The organism is Psychromonas marina (genome assembly GCF_030161115.1).
Classification (GTDB): domain Bacteria; phylum Pseudomonadota; class Gammaproteobacteria; order Enterobacterales; family Psychromonadaceae; genus Psychromonas; species Psychromonas marina.
On sequence record NZ_BSPQ01000013.1, the window covers coordinates 211,115 to 230,939 of the forward strand.

The window sequence follows — 19,825 nt, forward strand, 5'->3', positions numbered from 1 at the left end:
CAAAAAAAGAAAATTTATAATCTGAAAGATCAAATACCTGAGCATCGGATTCAGCGACAAATGCATCAACCAACAACCGTGTATTTCCATCTGATTTTGATGTGCCTAAAACGACAGCGATTCGCACTGTTTTACTCCTATTACCTAACACGGCATTAAACAGGCAAAACGGTGGCATGTAATGTATCGCCAACCGCTACGTAATCGCTCGTTTAAAAATGTTATAACTTAAATTTATTTATATGCACTATGCCATTGTTCCGCTTGCATAATAGCCTTTTTTAATAAAGACCAATTTAAAAGGCTATCCTGATACTCACCTGCTTTACCTTGGAAATTAACACCGTAACTTTTAAGACGAAACGCTAAAATAGAATAGAAAGCATCTACCGCACTTGCAGACTCAGACATAAATGGAATCTCTGCCTGTTCAAATATGGCTTCAATTCTGCCTAATTCAAGACTCATATTTTCACTTATATCAACGTTGTTTGAAACTGCTTTTAACGTGAAAGGACATTGGCTACGAAGATTCATAAAACCCGAATGCATCTCAGCGCATAAGCTTCTCGCTAATGCGCGCTCTGTTATATTTTTAGGATACAACTTCCCATTAAAAGACTCATTTAAATATTCTGTGATCGCTAATGAATCATGTATAACGCACGTTTCATTGATTAACGCAGGTACCAAGCCCGTTGGTGAATATTTTAAAATTTCAGATTTATAATTCGCAGAATTTAAATCAATAACCAGCTCTGTGACATCAACATTTACCAGTTGTAAACATATCCAGGCCCTTAAAGACCATGTTGAGTCTGTACCTACAATTAATTCCATTTAAAGCCCCCTATATTAAGAAACTGATGAACACATAACGCCCATCGAATCGAAAATAAATAGCAGATTACATTGTGCTAAGAAGCACAAGTTAACCCACTGTTTTAATACATGCAAAGCGGTTGTTATATCCTTGTTTGGCTATCATTAGGATTATTAGGATCATACTTAACCCTTACTTCTTTACCATTCGGATATATCTTTAGCTTACGTCTAATATCCCTATCTGTTTCTAAATCATCAACCTTAAACCTTCCAATGTATTCAACCCCTTCTACTTCAAATCGGTACCTAAACGTAATTCGAAACTCATCTTCCCATTCTGTACGTTTCTTACCATTTTTGTCTGTGTAGGTATCGGAATCTTGATATTCTTCAATATCATAAGAAATAATGTTCCCTTTTGTTTCTGGCCATGAATTAACTTCTGCGGCTCTATCACACGCTTTTAAAAGCAGTACGACAGCAACCACTGCGAAGATGATATTTATTAATGTTTTCATGTTCTCTCCATGAACAAGTCATGCCCATTAAGCGGGCAAACATATTGCGATAATCACCAAGTGATCGTTATTGAATTATTTCTGATGCGTCTAATGCTGCATCTATAGCTTGCGCAGATTTAGGGAATGCAGATGGATCCGTTTCACCTAATTCATTGGTTAAATCTCGAGTATTTTTTTGTACCGTTATCACTGCAAATAAAGCCAATACAAAAGAGATACCATAGAAGCCTTTTTCACTTAAAAGAATATCAGCATTAATTAAACCAATGACTAACAAAGCGATTCCCGATGCGAATGCCATCCAACACATACCGATAAAAATTTGTGTCACCGGCAGCCCCTCATCTTTGTCTCTAATTGTTTTTTGCAACGTAACAGCCGCGAACATAGCAAGTAGAAATACGGCGAAATAGAATCCTTTCTCATTTAATTGAAATGTCGAATTCCAAAGCCCGATTAAATAACTTGAAACACCTATCAGTAAAGCGCCCCATGTCGCTAACACATAAGCAGTTGATGGTTTATTTAAAGCTGTATTATCTAATTTCAAAGTAATATCCTTATTATTGGTTAATGCCATTCCTGACCGGGTTGCCTTAGAGACATATCTAACGGCAGTAATATATATGCTATTAATGAAGAGCATTGATACCTCTCTGATAAAACCACATATAGGTTAAGTTACTCACGCCCATATTAAGCGGACAAAAATTTAAAATGTTTCGCAAACTCCCCCCTAAGATACCTCTAGAAATTTTCTATTTAGCTTCAATATAACTAAAGCACGATGGCAGTATGCTGCAGAAACTATGTGATTGACCTTTATTTTACAATTTAGTAAAAACATTACAAGCCGTTATCAATATTAATCAACTCTATATCATCATGAAAATGTTTTTTATGATGTTATAAGTAGTCAAAAAAGAGAAAACAGCTAAACTGTATGTAAAAACAGTTAAAATAAGAAGTGAGTTGCCTATGGAATCCCCTTTCTTAAATGCGATTGCAGAGAATATGAGAATGCGCCGTTATGCTAAACGTACCATTGAGAGTTACCTGCATTGGATAAAGGCTTATATCTTTTTTAATCAAAAGAAACACCCGACCTTGTGTCATGATCCCGAGGTTGAACGCTTTCTCTCCTACTTGGCAAATCAGAAGAAGGTGGCGCCTAAAACACAGGCATTAGCGCTAAATGCCATTGTCTATTTGTATAAAGAGTTTTTAGATAATCCTCTTACACTTGATCTTAGATACAATCGCACAACCACACAGCCTAAATTACCCGTTGTATTAACCCCGGAGGAAACTGCCCTGCTACTTAAAAATGTGCCAGCATCCCTAGCACTGCCGATTCACCTACTTTATGGCAGTGGTTTACGTTTGATGGAGTCGGTGCGACTGCGTATTCAAGATATCGACTTTGATTATCTTTCAGTGCAAATATGGCATGGTAAAGGCGGGAAACATCGTCGTGTGACATTAGCAAAGGAGTTGGTTGCACCATTAAAAAAACAGATTGCTGCTGCGAAATTATTATTTGATCAAGATATACAAAACAACAAATATGCGGGGGTATATATGCCCTATGCACTCGCAGGTAAATACCCACATGCTCCAAAAGAGTTTAATTGGCACTATCTGTTCCCCTCTAATCGCTTATCTGTCGACCCGACGCTAAAATTATTTCGTCGCCACCATATCCATGAATCAAATTTACAAAAAGCGGTGCGTACAACAGCGCAACAAGTTGAGATAGAAAAGAAAGTAACTTGTCATACTTTGCGCCACTCTTTTGCTACCCACCTGTTGCAGCGCGGGGCTGATATTCGCACGGTTCAGGAACAATTAGGCCATTCAGATCTGCGTACAACGCAGATATATACACATGTTTTGCAAGCGGGTGCAAATGGGGTACGTAGTCCGCTTTCTGACCTATAAAATCAGCGTGTTTAAACAAAAAATAGGCAGCAATAATTTAGCTATTTATTTACTTCTGCACTCATAAACTGAGCAAGGTGCTGATTCGGATGAGAACGCGTTAACTGCTCAATACGTTCAACCGCAGATGCATTACCTTGATCGATAAAAACAAAATGAGAAGCTACGGCTAATGCGTCACTAATATGATGTGTCACCATTAACACGGTTACATTTTGTTGTTTCGCGAGTGCACTAACACGCTCTAGCATCGCGACACGTAATACAGGATCAAGTGCAGAAAAGGGTTCGTCGAGCAATAATATAGGCTTCTTTTGCACAAAACATCGCGCCAAAGCAACACGTTGTTGTTGCCCACCTGAGAGTTGATCCGGTAAACGGTCTAATAACTTATCCACCTCAACATGCTCACTCATTGTTTGGATAAGCTGTTTTTGCTGAGCATCTAGTTTTAGCCCAGGGTGTAGACCAAGTCCGATATTTTGGTAAGCGGTGAGATGAGTAAACAAATTATTATCTTGAAATAAAATCGAGATAGGCCGCTGATGCGGTGCTGCGCTTAAGACTGAGTTGCCATTGATGGCGATATCGCCCTGCATCGGTGCAATAAAACCCGCTAGCAGGTTCAATAGCGTACTTTTGCCTGCACCACTGGGCCCTAGAATAGCCACTAAACTCCCCTGCTCAACCTGCAGATCAAATTCAAAATTTTGTTGTTGATAATGATACTTAACCTGAGAAAAATTAATCATGTTCGGCTCTATCTAGTGATGTTGTTGTCTCTTTAAAGACCTGTTCGATAATAATAAAAACCCCTACGCTTAACAGCAATAATACCAATGCAACTACTGCAGCTGATTGCATTTGATAACTGCCTAATAACTGAAATAGATAAAGAGGTAATGTATTAAAGGTGTGGCTACCAAATAACGCAATGGCGCTTAAATCGCCAATTGAAAGCACAAAGCTTAAGCACAAAGCTTGTAATATCGGACGCTTTAATGCCTTCCACTCAATCCAATAGAAACGATTAAACCCAGAGATACCTAGACTGGTACATAAACGCTCATATTTCTGAGCATTCTGTAACATCGGGACCGTCAAGCTTTTCAGCACAAAAGGTAATGCCATTAATGCATTCACCGCCACCACTATATAAAATGCTAATTCCGATAAATGACCAATATCGCGCAACAGTAAGAATAACCCGGTACTGATCACCAAACCGGGCGTCACTAATATAACCGTCGCTAACATCTCTATTTTATCGGCGCGATGATTAAGCCCGACTAAACGCCATTGACGACTGGCAAGTAGAATAAAAAAGGCGCAAATGACCGCCGATATAGCGGCACAAGTGGCGATCAACAATGAATTTTTGAGCGCAAGCCAAAAGGTAGGCGCCGTTAATACACTTAACAGTTGTTGGTTGAGGCCTGACAAGACCACCATCAATAACGGTGGAATAACCAATATAGTTACCACTATGATCCAGAAAAAATCCCAACATTTTGAGTACCATGAATCATGGTGATAAGTATTGATAGATGCGTTATAACTGCTTTTTAACTGTGTAGGGCTAGATATCTTTTGGATAAAAAACGCTAATGTTGCACATAAGCAGATTTGCCATAGCGCTAATAACGCACCTGTTTGCAGATCAAAATCAAACTTGATCGCTTGATAGATAGCCAGTTCGATGGTAGTTGATTTAGGACCGCCACCGAGTGCCATCACGGTTGCAAAACTGGTAAAACAGAGCATGAAAATTAGCCCTGCAATGTGCGGCAATTGGCCAGCAATATAGGGCCACTCAACATAACGAAACTTATACCAGTGCTTCATGCCCAATTGAGAGGCAAGTTGATGCTGTTTCTCTGGAATAGCACTTAATGCTTGTAAAAACAGACGACAGGCAAAGGGGAGGTTAAAAAAAACGTGCGCTAATAAAATACCGTTCAAGCCAAAAATTGAAAAAGGCAGTTTGCTATCAAAATAGCTAAACAGTGAAGCAAATAACCCGCTGTTACCATAAATCGCTAATAGGCCAAACACTGCGACTAATACGGGTAACACTAGCGTAGTGGTAAACAGCTTGAGCAGCAGTGCTTTACCCCAAAACTGACGTCGAAACAGTGCGTGGCTAATGGGTATTGCAAACACAACGCTGAGCAGTGTTGAAAGTAACGCTTGGTAGAAACTAAATTGGGTGATGTGACGATAATAGGGGTCAGCCCATATCTGGGTTAAATCTACATGCGGTGAATAGAGAAGTAATGCACTCATCGCCATCAATACAAATATAAAAATACTGCCCGAGAGTAAAATCCCGGGAAGTTGTACGCTTTTAATCTTTAATGACACGTTCACTATTACTCAGTCAGTGCGATCAACCACTCTTTAGTCCATGCAGAGCGTTTTTGCGCAACAATCTCACTTGAAAATGACAGTGATTTCACCGGTACCGTCAACTCAGAGAACTGTGCAGGTAAAGCAATATCGGTGACAGGATACATCCAATTACCTGTCGCGATTTCCGATTGGAAACCTTCTGATAACATAAAGTTCATAAAGGTTGTTGCTAAGGCTTTATTTTTGCTACCTTTTACGATCGCAGCAACTTCCGTTTGTGTGTAATGCCCTTCACTAAAATTAGCGGCAACATACTGTTTTTTGCCTTCAGCGATGATGTGATAAGCGGGTGAAGTGGTGTATGAAAGTACCATATCCGCTTCGCCCTCTAAAAACATGTTATACGCTTCAGACCAACCTTTAGTCACCGTCACGGTTTTTTTAGCCAATTTCTGCCAAGCACCATTAACTTCATCACCATAAACCGACTTCATCCATAACATCAAACCAAGGCCTGGTGTTGAAGTACGCGGATCTTGATAAATGATGTTGATATCATCACGCTGCTCCACCAGTTCTTTTAAGCTAGTTGGCGGATTTTTTAATTTTTCGCTGTTATAGATAAACGAGAAGTAGCCGTAATCAAATGGCACAAAGGTATCATCACTCCATTTTTCCTGTGATTTAAGACTAAGTGGGCTTAAATCAATATTATGTTTACTTAATAGGCCAGTATTTTTAGCGGTAGTGATCAAGCTATCATCGAGCCCTAAAATAACATCTGCTTGGCTATTTTTACCCTCTAAGCGCAAACGATTAAGTACCGATACACCATCATCTAAGGCAACAAACTCAAGATCACAATTGCACACTTTCTCAAAATTAGCTTCTATTTTAGGACCAGGTCCCCACTCAGAAGCAAACGAACCATAAGTATAAACAGTGAGTTTTTCTTTCACTGGCGACGTCGCCATGACAGGAGTAGCAAATAGAGTTGCTAAGCTAATTAGTACGGTTAGTTTATTTTTCACTATGTAGTCCATTTTGTAGTTGTGTACGTTATTGTTATTAAAGCGTGTTTACTGGTCATTAAATTGAAAATCGACGTATTGTGCTAGATTACAACGCGAAGGGCAATCTAACCTTGGAATTTCTGCAATTAAAGGCGCTGCGAATTTTTGCGTTAACCATTGTAAATTTTGTTGATAGAACGGCATCTCTGTTGATAATTGATTGGCTATCCACCCTACCACTTTGACGCCCTCATTAATCAGTGTTTGGTAAGTCAGCATGGCATGATTCAAACAACCGAGCTTCATGCCTACTACTAATATGACGGGTAGCTTTTGCTCGACAACCCATTCAGAAAGCAGCTGTTCATTATTTATCGGTAGGTGCCATCCACCAGCGCCTTCAACAATCAACAAATCACTTTGCTGCTGCTGTAATTGCTGTAACCCTGCAGTGACCTGTTCAAGATTAATCGGCTGATTTTCTAATTCTGCGGCAATATGTGGTGCAATCGGCTGTTTAAATGCAATTGGATTGATCAGATCATAATCAACCGCCAAGGTGCTATTGTGTTGTAAAATGAGCGCATCTTCATTGCGTAAACCATCCGGCGTTGATTCACAGCCTGCCGCGATCGGTTTATAAGCTAATGTCGTTAATCCCTGCTGTTTAGCAGCTAGTAACAGTGCCGCACAACAAACGGTTTTTCCGACATCGGTATCGGTACCAGTGATAAAATAGGTTTGATTCATTTAGTGATCTCGATATAACAAACTTGATAGGTGAGATTTAATAATCCCTGTTCATTTTTAAAAGGCAGATACCCCATCTCTAGTTGCTTAACTAATCTTTTACCCGTTAGCTTAGTCGCTTGATGATCATGAACATGGTTCGCACCAATCCCTTTTAACGCCCGCATCACCTCAAGCACATTTTTATAAGCAAGCGTACGCGTTTCTTTTTTTAACTGCGTCTTAGAAAAGCCACTCTGTTTTAGGCAGTTCTCAATATCGGTTAGTGATAAAAATCGGTTGGTATGAGGGTTATCATCGACACTTTTCCACGCTTGTGTGAGTTCATCTAATGTGCCAATAAGTAACGTTGAAAGATAAGCTTTAGCACCCACTTTTAAACTGTTTTTTATCTGTTTTAAACACTCACAAAAATCATCGCTCCACTGAATTACCAAGTTGGAATAGATAAGATCGACGCTATTTTCATCAAAAGGCAGTTGGTCTATGTCTCCCTGTTGAAAATGTACATTTTTTAGTTCGCGTTGCCTTGTCTGATTAAGCATCGCAGGAGACAGATCAAAACAGGTTAGTTCGCTGTGCGGGAATTGCACATCCAATTTTTCACTGAAATAACCCGTTCCACAGCCTAAGTCGACTACTGTATTCGCTGATGATGCGTTAACTTGAGATAACAGTTGTTCACCAATATCGCGCTGTAGTTGAGCGAATTGATCATAATGGCTCGCGGCTTTTGAGAAGGAGTCCGCCACGGCTTGTTTATCGATAGTTTGTGCCATTAATGCTCGCTTAAAATCGTTGATATGGCTGCAATCAATTGTTTGATATCTTGCAATTCGTGACTGGTGGTTAACGTGATACGTAATCGCGCAGTATTAACAGGAACAGTCGGTGGGCGAATCGCTGTTACCCAAAAACCAAGTGCTTTAAGCTGCTCAGCGACCATCAATGCTTTTTGGCTATCGCCGATAATCAAAGGTTGAATCGCAGTGTTTGATTCACCTAGTTGGATATCATGCTGTACAGCAAGCGTTTTGAAATAGGAAACTAACTCAAACATTTTATCGCGTCGCCATTGCTCTATTTCTGCCATTTGTGCAGCGCAACCTATTGTGTAAGCCATCGCAGGCGGTAGTCCAGTGGTATAGGTATAGGGCTTACTAAAATTGTTTATGTAATCTATCAGCGCTTGGCTACCCGCAACAAACGCGCCACCGACACCTAGCGCTTTACCAAATGTCGCCATATATATTTGCAGTTCACTATTAGCAATACCTGACTCAACCACACTGCCTTGGCCATCTTTACCCAATACACCTAACCCATGGGCATCATCAATCATCAACCAGCTATTATGTTGTTTGCTTTGTATCAGTAGCTCTTTAACTGGTGCTTGATCACCATCCATACTAAACACCCCTTCGCTGATTATCAGGCTATTCGGGTTTTGTTGCTTTTCTAATAGGCTTTGTAGGTGTGCACTATCGTTATGTTTAAAACGTTGCATTTTACATTGCGCTAAACTGCCCGCTTCCATTAATGAAGCGTGATTGAGTTTATCCTGTAATAACAGTGCATTTTTATCGAGCAGTAATTTAATGATCGCTTGATTGGCTGAATAACCAGAGCTAAAAAGTGCAATGGCTTCAAGGCCTAACCACGATTTCAATTGCTCAGTTAAATCAGCATGGGCTTGGTTATAACCGGTGACTAAGTAAGACCCACCACTGCCAACACCGTATAGTTCAGCGCCCTTTTGCCAAGCTTTAATCAGCGTGGGATCAGCGGCTAGCCCGAGGTAATCATTACTCGAAAAATTAAGGTAATGATCAGCCGCCACTTTTATATAACGGCCCTGTTGCCCCTGCGTAATTTGGCTTTGACGATATAAACCATCGATTTTACGCTGCTGTAGCTGTTGTTCGATAAAGTCAAAGGCCACGATTATACCTTAGCCGTTGCATCGTAAAACAGTTCATCCTTTTCTGCATGACGAATAATTGCTGCATCGACATTTTGTTCGCTTTCATAGGGTGAAAAATTAACCGCTTCTTTGTTAATGCCCAATTTTTTGAACAGTTGCATATCGGTACTTTCATCTGGGTTATCTGTGGTTAATAACTTACAGCCATAGAAGATAGAATTTGCGCCCGCCATAAAACAGAGTGCTTGGGTTTGTTCAGACATCGCATCGCGGCCAGCTGATAAACGCACGTGTGATTTTGGCATCATAATACGGGCAATAGCGATGGTTTTAATGAAAGTGAATTCATCAAGATCATCGACATTATCAAGGGGTGTGCCTTTCACTTTTACCAGTTTATTGATCGGCACACTTTCTGGTTGTTGTGGCATATTGGCTAATTGCACTAATAAACCCGAACGATCTTTACCCTGTTCACCTAAACCAACGATGCCACCACTACACACTTTCATTCCCGCACTGCGCACATTATCAAGCGTATCTAAACGGTCTTGATAACTACGCGTGGTGATAATTTTGTCGTAGTATTCTGGTGAGGTATCTAAGTTATGATTGTAATAATCAAGACCCGCATCGGCTAATTGTGTTGCTTGATGATTGTCTAACATACCGAGTGTCATACACGATTCTAACCCTAAAGACTTCACCTCTTTAATCATCTCAACCAGATATGGCATGTCACGTTGTTTTGGATTTTTCCAAGCTGCGCCCATACAAAAACGTGTCGAGCCCGTTGCTTTGGCATCTTGTGCTGCTTTAATCACTTTATTCACTTCCATCAACGTCTCTTTCTCAAGACCGGTATCGTAACGTGCACTTTGTGGGCAGTATTTACAATCTTCTGGGCAAGCTCCGGTTTTGATAGACAGTAGCGTGCTGACTTGTACTTGATTTTTTGGGAAGTGTGCGCGATGAACGACCTGCGCATTAAAAAGAAGATCCATAAAGGGTAATGCAAACATCGCTTCAACTTCATCGACGGTCCAGTTTTGACGTATCGTTGTATTACTCATAATTTATTCTCACTTCAATTAGTTACATAAAAATAGTTTCCACATTCTAAGGTTCATAGTTACACTGTCAACTTTTCTAGTTAAATTTCTTTACATCTGTACAAATAGCGAGCAATTATGAGTTTAGATCACCAATTTGATAAGAATAACCTCTGGCATCCTTATACCTCGATGACCAATCCTCTGCCCTGTTATGGTGTTCAATCTGCCGATAAATGTTTGTTAACACTTGAAAGCGGTGAGCAATTGATTGATGGCATGTCTTCTTGGTGGGCATGTTTATTTGGTTATAATGTCGCAGAGCTTAATCAAGCCGCTAAAGATCAAATCGATAAAGTGGCGCACGTGATGTTTGGCGGATTAACTCATCAACCCGCGATTGATCTGGGTAAAAAATTGGTAGAGATCACCCCCGCAGGGTTAGAAAAGGTATTTTTGTGTGATTCAGGCAGCGTTGCCGTTGAGGTGGCATTAAAAATGGCATTGCAATATTGGCACGCAAAAAACGCACCAAGAAGTCAATTTTTAACGATTCGAAATGGTTATCATGGTGATACCTTTGGCGCGATGAGTGTCACTGATCCCGAAGGAGCAATGCACGAGTTATACCATAACTTTTTACCGCAGCAACTGTTTGCACCGCAACCAAAGACCCCTTTTAATGCCCCTTGGGATAACGACGATTTAGCGGTAATGACTGAGCTAATAGAAACGAACAAAAACAATATCGCCGCGATTATTTTAGAGCCGATTGTGCAAGGTGCTGGCGGCATGCATTTTTATCACCCTGAATACCTGAAAGGTGTGCGTGCGTTATGTGATAAACATGATCTGCTGTTAATCGCCGATGAGATTGCTACCGGCTTTGGCCGAACCGGTAAACTATTTGCCTGCGAACATGCCGATATCAGCCCCGATATTATTTGTGTGGGTAAAGCGATCACAGGTGGTTACATGAGTTTAGCGGCGACACTGACCACCAATAAAATTGCCAATACCATTAGTGAAGGCAAAGCTGGCGTGTTTATGCACGGCCCTACTTTTATGGGTAATCCGCTCGCATGTGCAGTTGCTAATGCAAATATCGATAAATTACGTAGCTTTGATTGGAAAACAAAGGTAGAAAACATTGAGCAACAACTCATCGATTACCTCGCACCGTGTAAAGAGTTAGACAGCGTAAAAGCGGTGCGTATTCTAGGTGCGATTGGTGTGGTGGAGTTAAAACAGGCCGTTGATGTGGCAACCGTGCAGAAACTGTTTGTGGATTTAGGCGTTTGGATACGCCCCTTTGGCAAGCTTGTTTATGTGATGCCTCCGTATATTATCGAAGCAGCACAACTTAAACAGTTATGTGACGCAATTTATCAGGTTGCCGCGAATCAGTGATTAAAAATAGTTAGCAAGAAAAGACAGTTGCCCATTAAGATAGTTTAGATCAGTCATCGCATAATAAACTGCAAAGCCCACCGCAGCTAACATCACCACAATTAACAACTTATCGGGCGTGCCGTCGTGACTGCGGCGCTCCTTTCCCCAGCTATTAATAATTGCCAATCCAGAAACGATACAACATGACCAGAGCATGTACATAAACAGTTTTATTTCAACAAACCGATAATCTGAAATATTGACCACTTCAAAGTGTTTCATGATCAGCGGTTCAAATATTTCACGCTGAAAGTGGAAAAGCAGCATATAAGCAAGAAAAGCCCCCCACAGGATAACGGTCAACCACAGCATAATAAAACGGCGCCATTGCTGTGCATTATGTAATCGTTTTTGTTGAAACTGTTGCTGCATCGTGCCCCCATGCGCTAAACATGATTTTAATTGACGGATTATCAAATCATATACTTGTATCTTGCTACCGCCAAGGTAAGATATGCGTCTAAGAAATTTTTTACTAAGAAACAGTGAAAACTGTGATTATGGAGCATTAATTCAGATGTCAAAAACAGCAATTGTTGAAATATTCAACGACAAATTCCCAATTGGCGAAACAGTGACCGTGAATGGTTGGATCCGCACACGTCGTGATTCAAAAGCGGGTATCTCTTTTTTAGCGATTTACGATGGTTCATGTTTTGATCCTATCCAAGCTGTTGTTCCTTCAGACCTTGAAAATTATGCTTCAGATGTTTTAAATCTAACTGCTGGTTGTTCTGTTAGCGTAACCGGTGAGCTAGTTGAAAGCCCAGGTAAAGGTCAAAGCTTTGAGATTCAAGCGACAAACGTTCAAGTACACGGTTTTGTACAAGACCCAGATACTTACCCAATGTCAGCTAAACGTCACAGCATTGAATACCTTCGTGAGCACGCACATCTTCGTCCACGTACTAACATCATCGGCGCAGTAACACGTGTTCGTAACTGTTTGTCACATGCTATCCATAACTTTTTCTACGAAAAAGGTTTTAACTGGATCAGCACACCAATCATCACAGGTTCTGACTGTGAAGGTGCTGGTGAAATGTTCCGTGTAAGTACCCTTGATCTAGAAAACCTGCCAAAAACTGAAGCGGGTAAAGTAGATTACAAACAAGATTTCTTCGGTAAAGAAACCTTCATGACCGTTTCTGGTCAGTTAAATGCTGAAACTTATGCATGTGCACTAAGCAACGTTTACACATTTGGCCCTACGTTCCGTGCTGAAAACTCGCACACAACACGTCACCTTGCTGAATTCTGGATGGTTGAACCTGAAATCGCTTTTGCTGATTTAGCCGATGCCGCTCAGCTTGCTGAAGATATGCTTAAATATGTATTCAACGCGGTATTAACTGAACGTGCTGATGACATGGCATTCTTTGCACAACGCGTAGACAAAGAAGCGATTACGCGTCTAGAGAAGATGGTTAGCTCTGAATTCGTACGTATGGATTACACTGAAGCGATCGAAATCTTACAAAACTGTGGTAAGAAATTTGAATATGATGTTGAATGGGGCGTAGATTTACAATCTGAGCACGAACGTTACCTTGCTGAAGTACACGTTGGCGCACCAATCATTCTACAAAACTACCCGAAAGACATTAAAGCGTTCTACATGAAGCTTAATGAAGATGGTAAAACAGTAGCAGCGATGGATGTACTTGCACCAGGTATTGGTGAAATCATCGGTGGTAGTCAACGTGAAGAAAGCCTTGAAGCGCTAGATAAACGTATCGCTGAAATGGACCTAAACATGGACGATTACAGCTGGTACCGTGATCTACGTAAATACGGCACAGTACCTCACGCAGGTTTTGGTCTAGGTTTTGAACGTTTAGTTTCTTACGTAACAGGTGTACAAAACATCCGTGACGTAATTGCATTCCCACGTTCACCAGGCAGCGCTGATTTTTAATTGTTGCTATTAACGATTGAAAAATAATTAAGCCAACTTTTTAGTTGGCTTTTTTGTGCCACATACTAATCTAAAATAGCGATTTGAATAAAAGCTAGGTAGTGATTCTATCTGTTACATTATACAGCTTGCCCTGCTTCATTTTCCTTCAATAAACACTGAGCAGAATATTATGCATAATGGTTTAACTAGGTGTGAGTAAGGAATAACCCCTAATAATATCTGCTCAATATAACTTATCTATCTTCAGGCAACTCTTCATAGGTAAAATCAGCCCAAAAAGAATCTTCTGTGAGTATTTCAGTTTTATTCGCCGAACTGCTGTCTAGCTTCTTGACTGAAGCCAGTAAGCTTTGAAAATTGGAAAGCATATAATTAAATGCTTTAGCCACATCGGCCAATTCATCATTACTTTTAGTCGAAACGACAATCGTTAAATCATTACTTTCGGTAATTTTAGTAATAGATGTTTTGATATGCGTGATAGCGTTAATAATATTACGTGAAATAAACCAGCCAATTAATATCGAAGTAAGTAACGCGAGGATAAACAGAATATAAGTGTTTTTCGTAATGGAAGAGATGTATTCATTGATTGCTAAATTTGTCTTTTTAATCAATTCTACCTGAGCCAGTTGTGCTTTGATTGCACTGTCGTTCATCGCTCGTTGAAGAGCTTGATCTTCTTTATAACCTAATATTTTTTGCTCTTCAGCTAGCGATAAAAATACATTTTGATAACGATTCAATGCACTTAAAATCACTGTTTTTTTAGCTTGAATTAAGAAGCTACTTTCGACGCTAACAATTAATTTGTTCAAATCATCTTTAAATATAAGTAGATATTGCTCATCTTGAAGCAGCATATAATTTTTTTCACTGCTCCTTACCTGCAGCATCATTTTTAAAAACACAACAGAATCCCCCATCGCTTGCTCAGCATCTATAACCGCACGATTCAATTCACCATGCAGGCCACTATTAGGATCCAAACCAATACGCTTATGTATATCAACCACAATATTGAAAAAACGCTGATAGTTAATCAGCAAATGACCCAGTTTTATAGACTCTTGCCCTGAAATATCAAGGTTTTTAAGTTCGTTCCTCAGGTTTTCAATGCTTAGCTGTATAGTTGCAACTTGATCATTAAACTGCGCAATATGTGCCTCTTTTTTACCTGTTAAAAACTGTTTTTCATATAACCTTAATTGCAGCATTTGTGCTTCAATCTTACTAACATCTTGTGCTAGCGTTATATCATTTTTTAATGACAATAAAGAGAAGTGCATCAGTGAAAGCATCGCTAGCATGCTTATTATGGTGACAAGAGTATTAGTTATTAATTTATGTTTGATGAGCATGGGGCTTAAATTCCAACTGTTAAATGAATAATATGACGAATATCCTGAGTTTAAATTTTACGATTAAGTATTAATTGACCAACCTGACATTATCAATCATGAACACTACACCGCGTTGTTTTCCCCAATCGGGAAGAATCGCAAAGGGAACATTCACTTTGGTAAGATCTAATGTTGAACCAGGATGATTAATTAACGCTTCAGTTTTGATACGATACTGTTCCCACACACCTATTTTTGGTGTTGAGATAGCGTAATTTCCCGATGAACAATTTGAACCACAATCCATTTTAATGACAAACCCGCCATCATCACGGGGATCTTTTAGCAGTTTAAAATCAAATTCAAGGGAGGTATATTTTTCATAATTCTCAGCATGGCTGCTCGCATAGTAAAAAACCCCTTTGCTAGTATCAAAACGCACTCGCTGCACCATTCTATGTTCGTTGTCAGCACGAAGCGAGCTTGAGATACTGCCACCAATTTGAATATATTTCTTAGCTTTAAACGGTGAATGTAGCCTGCTTTCAAAGATAGAGAGCACCTCATTTTTTTGGGTAACCTTTGAGTGCTGAATTGCTTTAGATTTTTCAATCGCTGTTATTTCATCATTCTTCGCTTGTACAAGTCGTTTCTGTTGTTCAATGGCGAGTTTCGCTTTTGCTTTTTGTGTTTGTTCTTCAACAATCCGCTGTGCACTAAGCAGTACTTCTGCTTGCTCTTTAGCTAACGCTGCAGTTTGAGCATCAGCCAGTGCTTTTTGATTTGCCTCTAACTTTGCCGCCTCTATTATTTTTAATTTTGCAATATAAGCTGGATTGTCTTTCACCGTTAAACCTGCAAATCGCTGTTTGTTAAGCTTACTTTTCGCTACACACTTTTGATTAGCAGCATCAGAACTGGTGCAAAATGTATGTGATAGCTTTTCTAGATTAGTGACACATTGGTTAAACGCGTTGTTCACACTGCGAGGAAAAGATAACGTTGAATAGATAGGCATCTTTGTTGTTACACGCCCTTGTGTGACAATAATTTTATTCGCCTTGACGAAGTGATCAAAAAGATCCGTTTTATAGAAAGCATCACCATACTCAGAACTCTTCCCGGTATATTCATATATTTTTTTATCCTGATGAAAAGCTAAGGTCATGCTACGACTAGCTTGCATCGGATGAGGCAACCAAAGGTGCAAGCCTGAATGTAAAGCACCATCATCAAGCTCTACCTGAAAAGTGTAAAATACTGGCATCCCTTCAGTAGTCAGGAAGTCACCATTTTTATAGGTTAATGTACAAGCCAATTCACCCACTTTTTCTACGATAACCTCACTATTGTTATATTTTTCATAAACGCGTGCTTGCTGTGATGCAAATGAATAAATAGGCACCACACTAACGATAAAAATTAATATTTTAATAACCATTTAACCTCCCCACTGTTTGAAATAGCGAAATTCCATTTCTGTTATTTTTAGTAATAGTTAACACAAACCCACATAGTAAGCGCTTTCTTTTGTGACTAATTATTGCCTACTTATAGCATTGTATTATGTAATGATTAGTTAAGCCGTTATCTGAGTCGTTAATCAATATCTAGTAAAGAGATAGTGACGAGATAATGCTAATAGAACGCTTTAATGAAATGATATTAGCTAACACTGGTCTGATTTCGACCATCTTGAACTGCTTTATTAAGCGCGATATCCACTTGATTCATCAATATTTTCATTGAGTTAGATTTATCAGGAATCAAACAAGATAAACCAGCACTGATAGTTATAAAGTCTGATATGGAAGAAGTTTTATGTTCGATAGAGGATGATGCGATTAACTCATGCAACGCGTTTGCAACTCTTAACCCAGTGGTTGCATTGCTACCTTTAAATAGTGCTATAAATTTCTGCCCACCAGCATGATAAACAGCCCCACCTATATTTTTGTATAAATGGTTTAAGGTATTAGCAACGGTTAACAATAGGTTTTCACCTGATTGCTCACCGTAACACTCAACGTAATCACTAAAAAAATCAACTTTGCAAATTAACAGAGATATTAACTCCCCTTCATCTAAACTCTGCTGCCACAATTTTGTAAAGTCATGTTGAAAGGTGCGCCGCCCATTAACGTTTATAGCTAACATACTTTGCTTTAAAGGGATATGAGTTGAAATTTTGGACGTGCTGTGTGTCTCGCGTAAAGACGGTACAACCTTTTGAGAAGTGATTGCAACAGACGAGTCAGATAAATCAGTGCTAACTTTATTTCGCCCATTTGATTTTGAAACTTTTAAAATCGCATTCGTTTTGTCGAATAATGTTTGCATGGAAATAGGGTAATTACTTGATACACCGATACTTAAGGTGACGACATCACTGACACTTGAATATTTATGCTCCGTGCCTGTCTGCTCAACCGCTTGACGGAGTTGCTCTGCAATATCAGCAGCATTTAGATCATTAGCATCAATCATCAAAATCGCAAAGCTTGCATTTTCGTAGTGCGCTAAAAAACAATTATTACGTTCGCATACGCCTTTTAAAGCCACCGCGACAACAAGAAGCATAAATGAGGCGCTTTGCTCACCATAATTTTCACGGTAAGCCTCAAAAAAATCAATTTCACAAATAAAGACTGATAAACAACTCCCCTGCACAGCACCTTTACACCATAGCTGCTTATATTGATGGTCGAAAGCGTGTCTATCTGAAATATCTATCTGTGACATAACCTCTTGAAAAGCACTTTTTTCTGTTACATTTTTGTTTTTATATCTGCTTATATCACTGATATGATCATTCAACTCAACGCTATTATCATCAATATTACATTCAATTTGATTATATTCTTCCATAAATAGTTCCTTGAAATCCATTCAATTCAGTCTGAGCCTTGTAAAATTTACAATATGCTATCGTTCCTTTGATTTTACTTATAAAGCTATCGGCACTGAAAAGTCACCTTTCCAACAAGTTCCCTGTATTACTAGGATTATACATAGTTAAAAAAAACATAATGAGATCAATAACACGAAAAGAAAGCGCTTACAAGGCGTAAGATTTGTAAAGTTTATCGACAGAATTGAAACTTATTTGAAGTAACAGACAGACAATTTGAAATAAATAATAATTTTATCCCAAAACAAACCACCTGTTTTAAGAGGTGGTTTTGTAATTTTTAAGATTTAATTTGGAAGCGAATTATGATTCGTTATGCATTTCTAAACTTGCAAGCTCTTCTTTTTGCTCTTGAATAACTTTTGCATCTTCATTGCGTAAGCTAGCTAGGTAATCAAAATAATGTTGATCAACATCACCCGTTACATAAACACCATCAAATACTGAACATTCAAAACCATCAACATCAGGATTTTGCTTTTGCACTGCATCTTTTAAGTCTTGTAGATCTTGAAAGATTAATTTGTCACTACCGATACAGTCACTGATTTGCTCATCAGTTCGATTGTAGGCAATTAACTCATCTGCTGTAGGCATATCGATACCGTAAACATTTGGGTAACGAACCTGTGGTGCTGCTGATGCAAAGTAAACATTTTTAGCGCCAGCATCACGAACCATCTCAACAATCTGTTCTGAAGTCGTGCCACGAACAATTGAGTCATCAACTAATAAAACTGATTTTCCTTTAAACTCTGCATTGATTGCATTTAATTTACGACGGACTGATTTACGACGTTGTGTTTGACCCGGCATAATGAAGGTACGGCCGATATAACGGTTTTTAACAAAACCTTGACGGTAAGGAATGCCCAGTTCAACAGAAATTTCAAGTGCAATATCATTTGATGTTTCAGGGATTGGAATAACAGCATCAATTTCAATATCAGCCCATTCACGTTTAATTTTTGCACCTAATTTACGCCCCATTTCAAGACGTGCTTCATAAACAGAAATCCCGCTTAATGTAGAGTCAGGACGAGCAAGGTAAACATATTCAAAGATACAAGGGTGTAATGATGTTTTTTCTGCGCACTGTTTTGTAAATAGTTGGCGATCTTCTGTAATATAAATCGCTTCGCCAGGTTCAACGTCACGCATCACTTCAAAACCAATCGTATCAAGACCAACACTTTCTGAAGCAACAATGTATTCCATATCACCAGATTCTGTTTTACGAGAACCTAATACTAAAGGACGGATACCATCTGGGTCGCGAAAAGCGACCATGCCATGACCAATAACCAATGACACAACACCGTAGGCACCAGAAACTTTGCGGTGAACTTCACCGACAGCAGTAAATATATTCGATGGTGTTAAATTAGAATTGGGCATTTTATCCAACTCAGCAGCAAAAATATTCAGTAATACTTCTGAGTCAGAGGTGGTATTGATATGACGGCGAGAAACAGCAACAGTTTCGCGTAATTGCGTTGCGTTAGTTAAGTTACCATTATGAGCCAGTGCCATGCCCCAAGGAGAGTTTACATAAAATGGCTGAGCTTCAGCTGCACTTGAACTACCTGCTGTTGGGTAGCGTACATGGCCGATACCAATGTTACCCTTTAAACGTTGCATATGCTTAGAATCAAAAACGTCTTTGACTAATCCATTAGCTTTACGCTGTTTAAAATTATCATCAGAGATAGTGATAATGCCAGCTGCATCTTGTCCACGGTGTTGTAATACAGTTAATGCATCATAGATACTTTGATTAACAGGTGTTGCCCCAACGATGCCAACGATTCCACACATAA

Annotated in this window: 18 protein-coding genes; 3 read left to right on the forward strand and 15 right to left on the reverse strand. The window is 39.3% G+C overall.

The features are described from left to right. Positions 1 to 234: 234 nt before the first annotated feature. The 3 genes from QQK09_RS13000 to yiaA form a co-directional block, all read right to left on the reverse strand. A complete protein-coding gene (locus QQK09_RS13000) occupies positions 235 to 840 on the reverse strand; it encodes a glutathione S-transferase family protein (protein WP_284204582.1) in 606 nt (201 codons plus the stop codon). A 125-nt stretch (positions 841 to 965) separates the two neighbouring features. Further along, entirely contained in the window at positions 966 to 1,343 is a 378-nt protein-coding gene (locus QQK09_RS13005; RefSeq protein WP_284204583.1) for a DUF3592 domain-containing protein, read from the reverse strand. 67 nt (positions 1,344 to 1,410) lie between these two features. Next, positions 1,411 to 1,896 carry an inner membrane protein YiaA gene (yiaA, locus tag QQK09_RS13010; protein WP_284204584.1) on the reverse strand — a complete coding sequence of 162 codons (486 nt, stop codon included), beginning with the start codon at positions 1,894 to 1,896 and terminating at the stop codon, positions 1,411 to 1,413. Positions 1,897 to 2,324: 428 nt separating this feature from the next. Here yiaA and QQK09_RS13015 point away from each other — a divergent pair, with 428 nt between their 5' ends. Then, positions 2,325 to 3,287, forward strand: a complete 963-nt coding sequence (locus tag QQK09_RS13015) for an integron integrase (RefSeq protein ID WP_284204585.1) — start codon at positions 2,325 to 2,327, stop codon at positions 3,285 to 3,287. A 41-nt stretch (positions 3,288 to 3,328) separates the two neighbouring features. Here the strand turns inward: QQK09_RS13015 and thiQ are convergent, their stop codons facing one another. The 7 genes from thiQ to bioB are packed head-to-tail and all read right to left on the reverse strand — an operon-like array spanning position 3,329 to position 10,399. Further along, positions 3,329 to 4,039, reverse strand: coding sequence for a thiamine ABC transporter ATP-binding protein (gene thiQ / locus QQK09_RS13020; RefSeq protein ID WP_284204586.1), 711 nt, complete (start codon positions 4,037 to 4,039; stop codon positions 3,329 to 3,331). Continuing rightward, positions 4,032 to 5,657: a thiamine/thiamine pyrophosphate ABC transporter permease ThiP gene (gene thiP, locus QQK09_RS13025; RefSeq protein ID WP_284204587.1), complete on the reverse strand. Its 1,626-nt coding sequence runs from the start codon at positions 5,655 to 5,657 to the stop codon at positions 4,032 to 4,034. The genes thiQ and thiP overlap by 8 nt, the downstream gene beginning before the upstream one ends. 2 nt (positions 5,658 to 5,659) lie before the next feature. Further along, a complete protein-coding gene (thiB, locus tag QQK09_RS13030) occupies positions 5,660 to 6,670 on the reverse strand; it encodes a thiamine ABC transporter substrate binding subunit (RefSeq protein ID WP_284204588.1) in 1,011 nt (336 codons plus the stop codon). A 48-nt stretch (positions 6,671 to 6,718) separates the two neighbouring features. Then, entirely contained in the window at positions 6,719 to 7,402 is a 684-nt protein-coding gene (bioD, locus tag QQK09_RS13035) for a dethiobiotin synthase (RefSeq protein ID WP_284204589.1), read from the reverse strand. Beyond that, a complete protein-coding gene (gene bioC, locus QQK09_RS13040; RefSeq protein WP_284204590.1) occupies positions 7,399 to 8,181 on the reverse strand; it encodes a malonyl-ACP O-methyltransferase BioC in 783 nt (260 codons plus the stop codon). Before bioC ends, bioD begins: the two co-directional genes overlap by 4 nt. Next, the gene (bioF, locus tag QQK09_RS13045; RefSeq protein ID WP_284204591.1) at positions 8,181 to 9,344 is read right to left on the reverse strand and encodes an 8-amino-7-oxononanoate synthase; all 1,164 of its coding nucleotides are present in this window, start codon (positions 9,342 to 9,344) and stop codon (positions 8,181 to 8,183) included. The genes bioC and bioF overlap by 1 nt, the downstream gene beginning before the upstream one ends. A gap of 2 nt (positions 9,345 to 9,346) precedes the next feature. Beyond that, on the reverse strand, positions 9,347 to 10,399 hold the full coding sequence (gene bioB, locus QQK09_RS13050; protein WP_284204592.1) for a biotin synthase BioB: 1,053 nt from the start codon (positions 10,397 to 10,399) through the stop codon (positions 9,347 to 9,349). A gap of 117 nt (positions 10,400 to 10,516) precedes the next feature. Between bioB and bioA the strand changes: the two genes are divergently transcribed. Beyond that, positions 10,517 to 11,788 (forward strand): adenosylmethionine--8-amino-7-oxononanoate transaminase, encoded by a 1,272-nt coding sequence (gene bioA / locus QQK09_RS13055; RefSeq protein WP_284204593.1) that lies wholly within the window; start codon positions 10,517 to 10,519, stop codon positions 11,786 to 11,788. Here the strand turns inward: bioA and QQK09_RS13060 are convergent, their stop codons facing one another. Further along, positions 11,789 to 12,202: a hypothetical protein gene (locus tag QQK09_RS13060; protein ID WP_284204594.1), complete on the reverse strand. Its 414-nt coding sequence runs from the start codon at positions 12,200 to 12,202 to the stop codon at positions 11,789 to 11,791. A gap of 145 nt (positions 12,203 to 12,347) precedes the next feature. On the opposite strand from QQK09_RS13060, the gene asnS reads away from it, so the two are divergent. Then, on the forward strand, positions 12,348 to 13,748 hold the full coding sequence (gene asnS / locus QQK09_RS13065) for an asparagine--tRNA ligase (protein WP_284204595.1): 1,401 nt from the start codon (positions 12,348 to 12,350) through the stop codon (positions 13,746 to 13,748). Between the two features lie 236 nt (positions 13,749 to 13,984). Here asnS and QQK09_RS13070 read toward each other — a convergent pair whose 3' ends face one another. From QQK09_RS13070 to purF, 4 genes are all read right to left on the reverse strand, one after another. Next, on the reverse strand, positions 13,985 to 15,052 hold the full coding sequence (locus tag QQK09_RS13070) for a HAMP domain-containing protein (RefSeq protein WP_284204596.1): 1,068 nt from the start codon (positions 15,050 to 15,052) through the stop codon (positions 13,985 to 13,987). Positions 15,053 to 15,182: 130 nt separating this feature from the next. Next, positions 15,183 to 16,535, reverse strand: a complete 1,353-nt coding sequence (locus QQK09_RS13075) for a hypothetical protein (RefSeq protein WP_284204597.1) — start codon at positions 16,533 to 16,535, stop codon at positions 15,183 to 15,185. A gap of 224 nt (positions 16,536 to 16,759) precedes the next feature. Beyond that, entirely contained in the window at positions 16,760 to 17,962 is a 1,203-nt protein-coding gene (locus QQK09_RS13080) for a diguanylate cyclase domain-containing protein (protein ID WP_284204598.1), read from the reverse strand. 346 nt (positions 17,963 to 18,308) lie between these two features. Beyond that, entirely contained in the window at positions 18,309 to 19,823 is a 1,515-nt protein-coding gene (gene purF / locus QQK09_RS13085; RefSeq protein ID WP_284204599.1) for an amidophosphoribosyltransferase, read from the reverse strand. Positions 19,824 to 19,825: the final 2 nt, after the last annotated feature.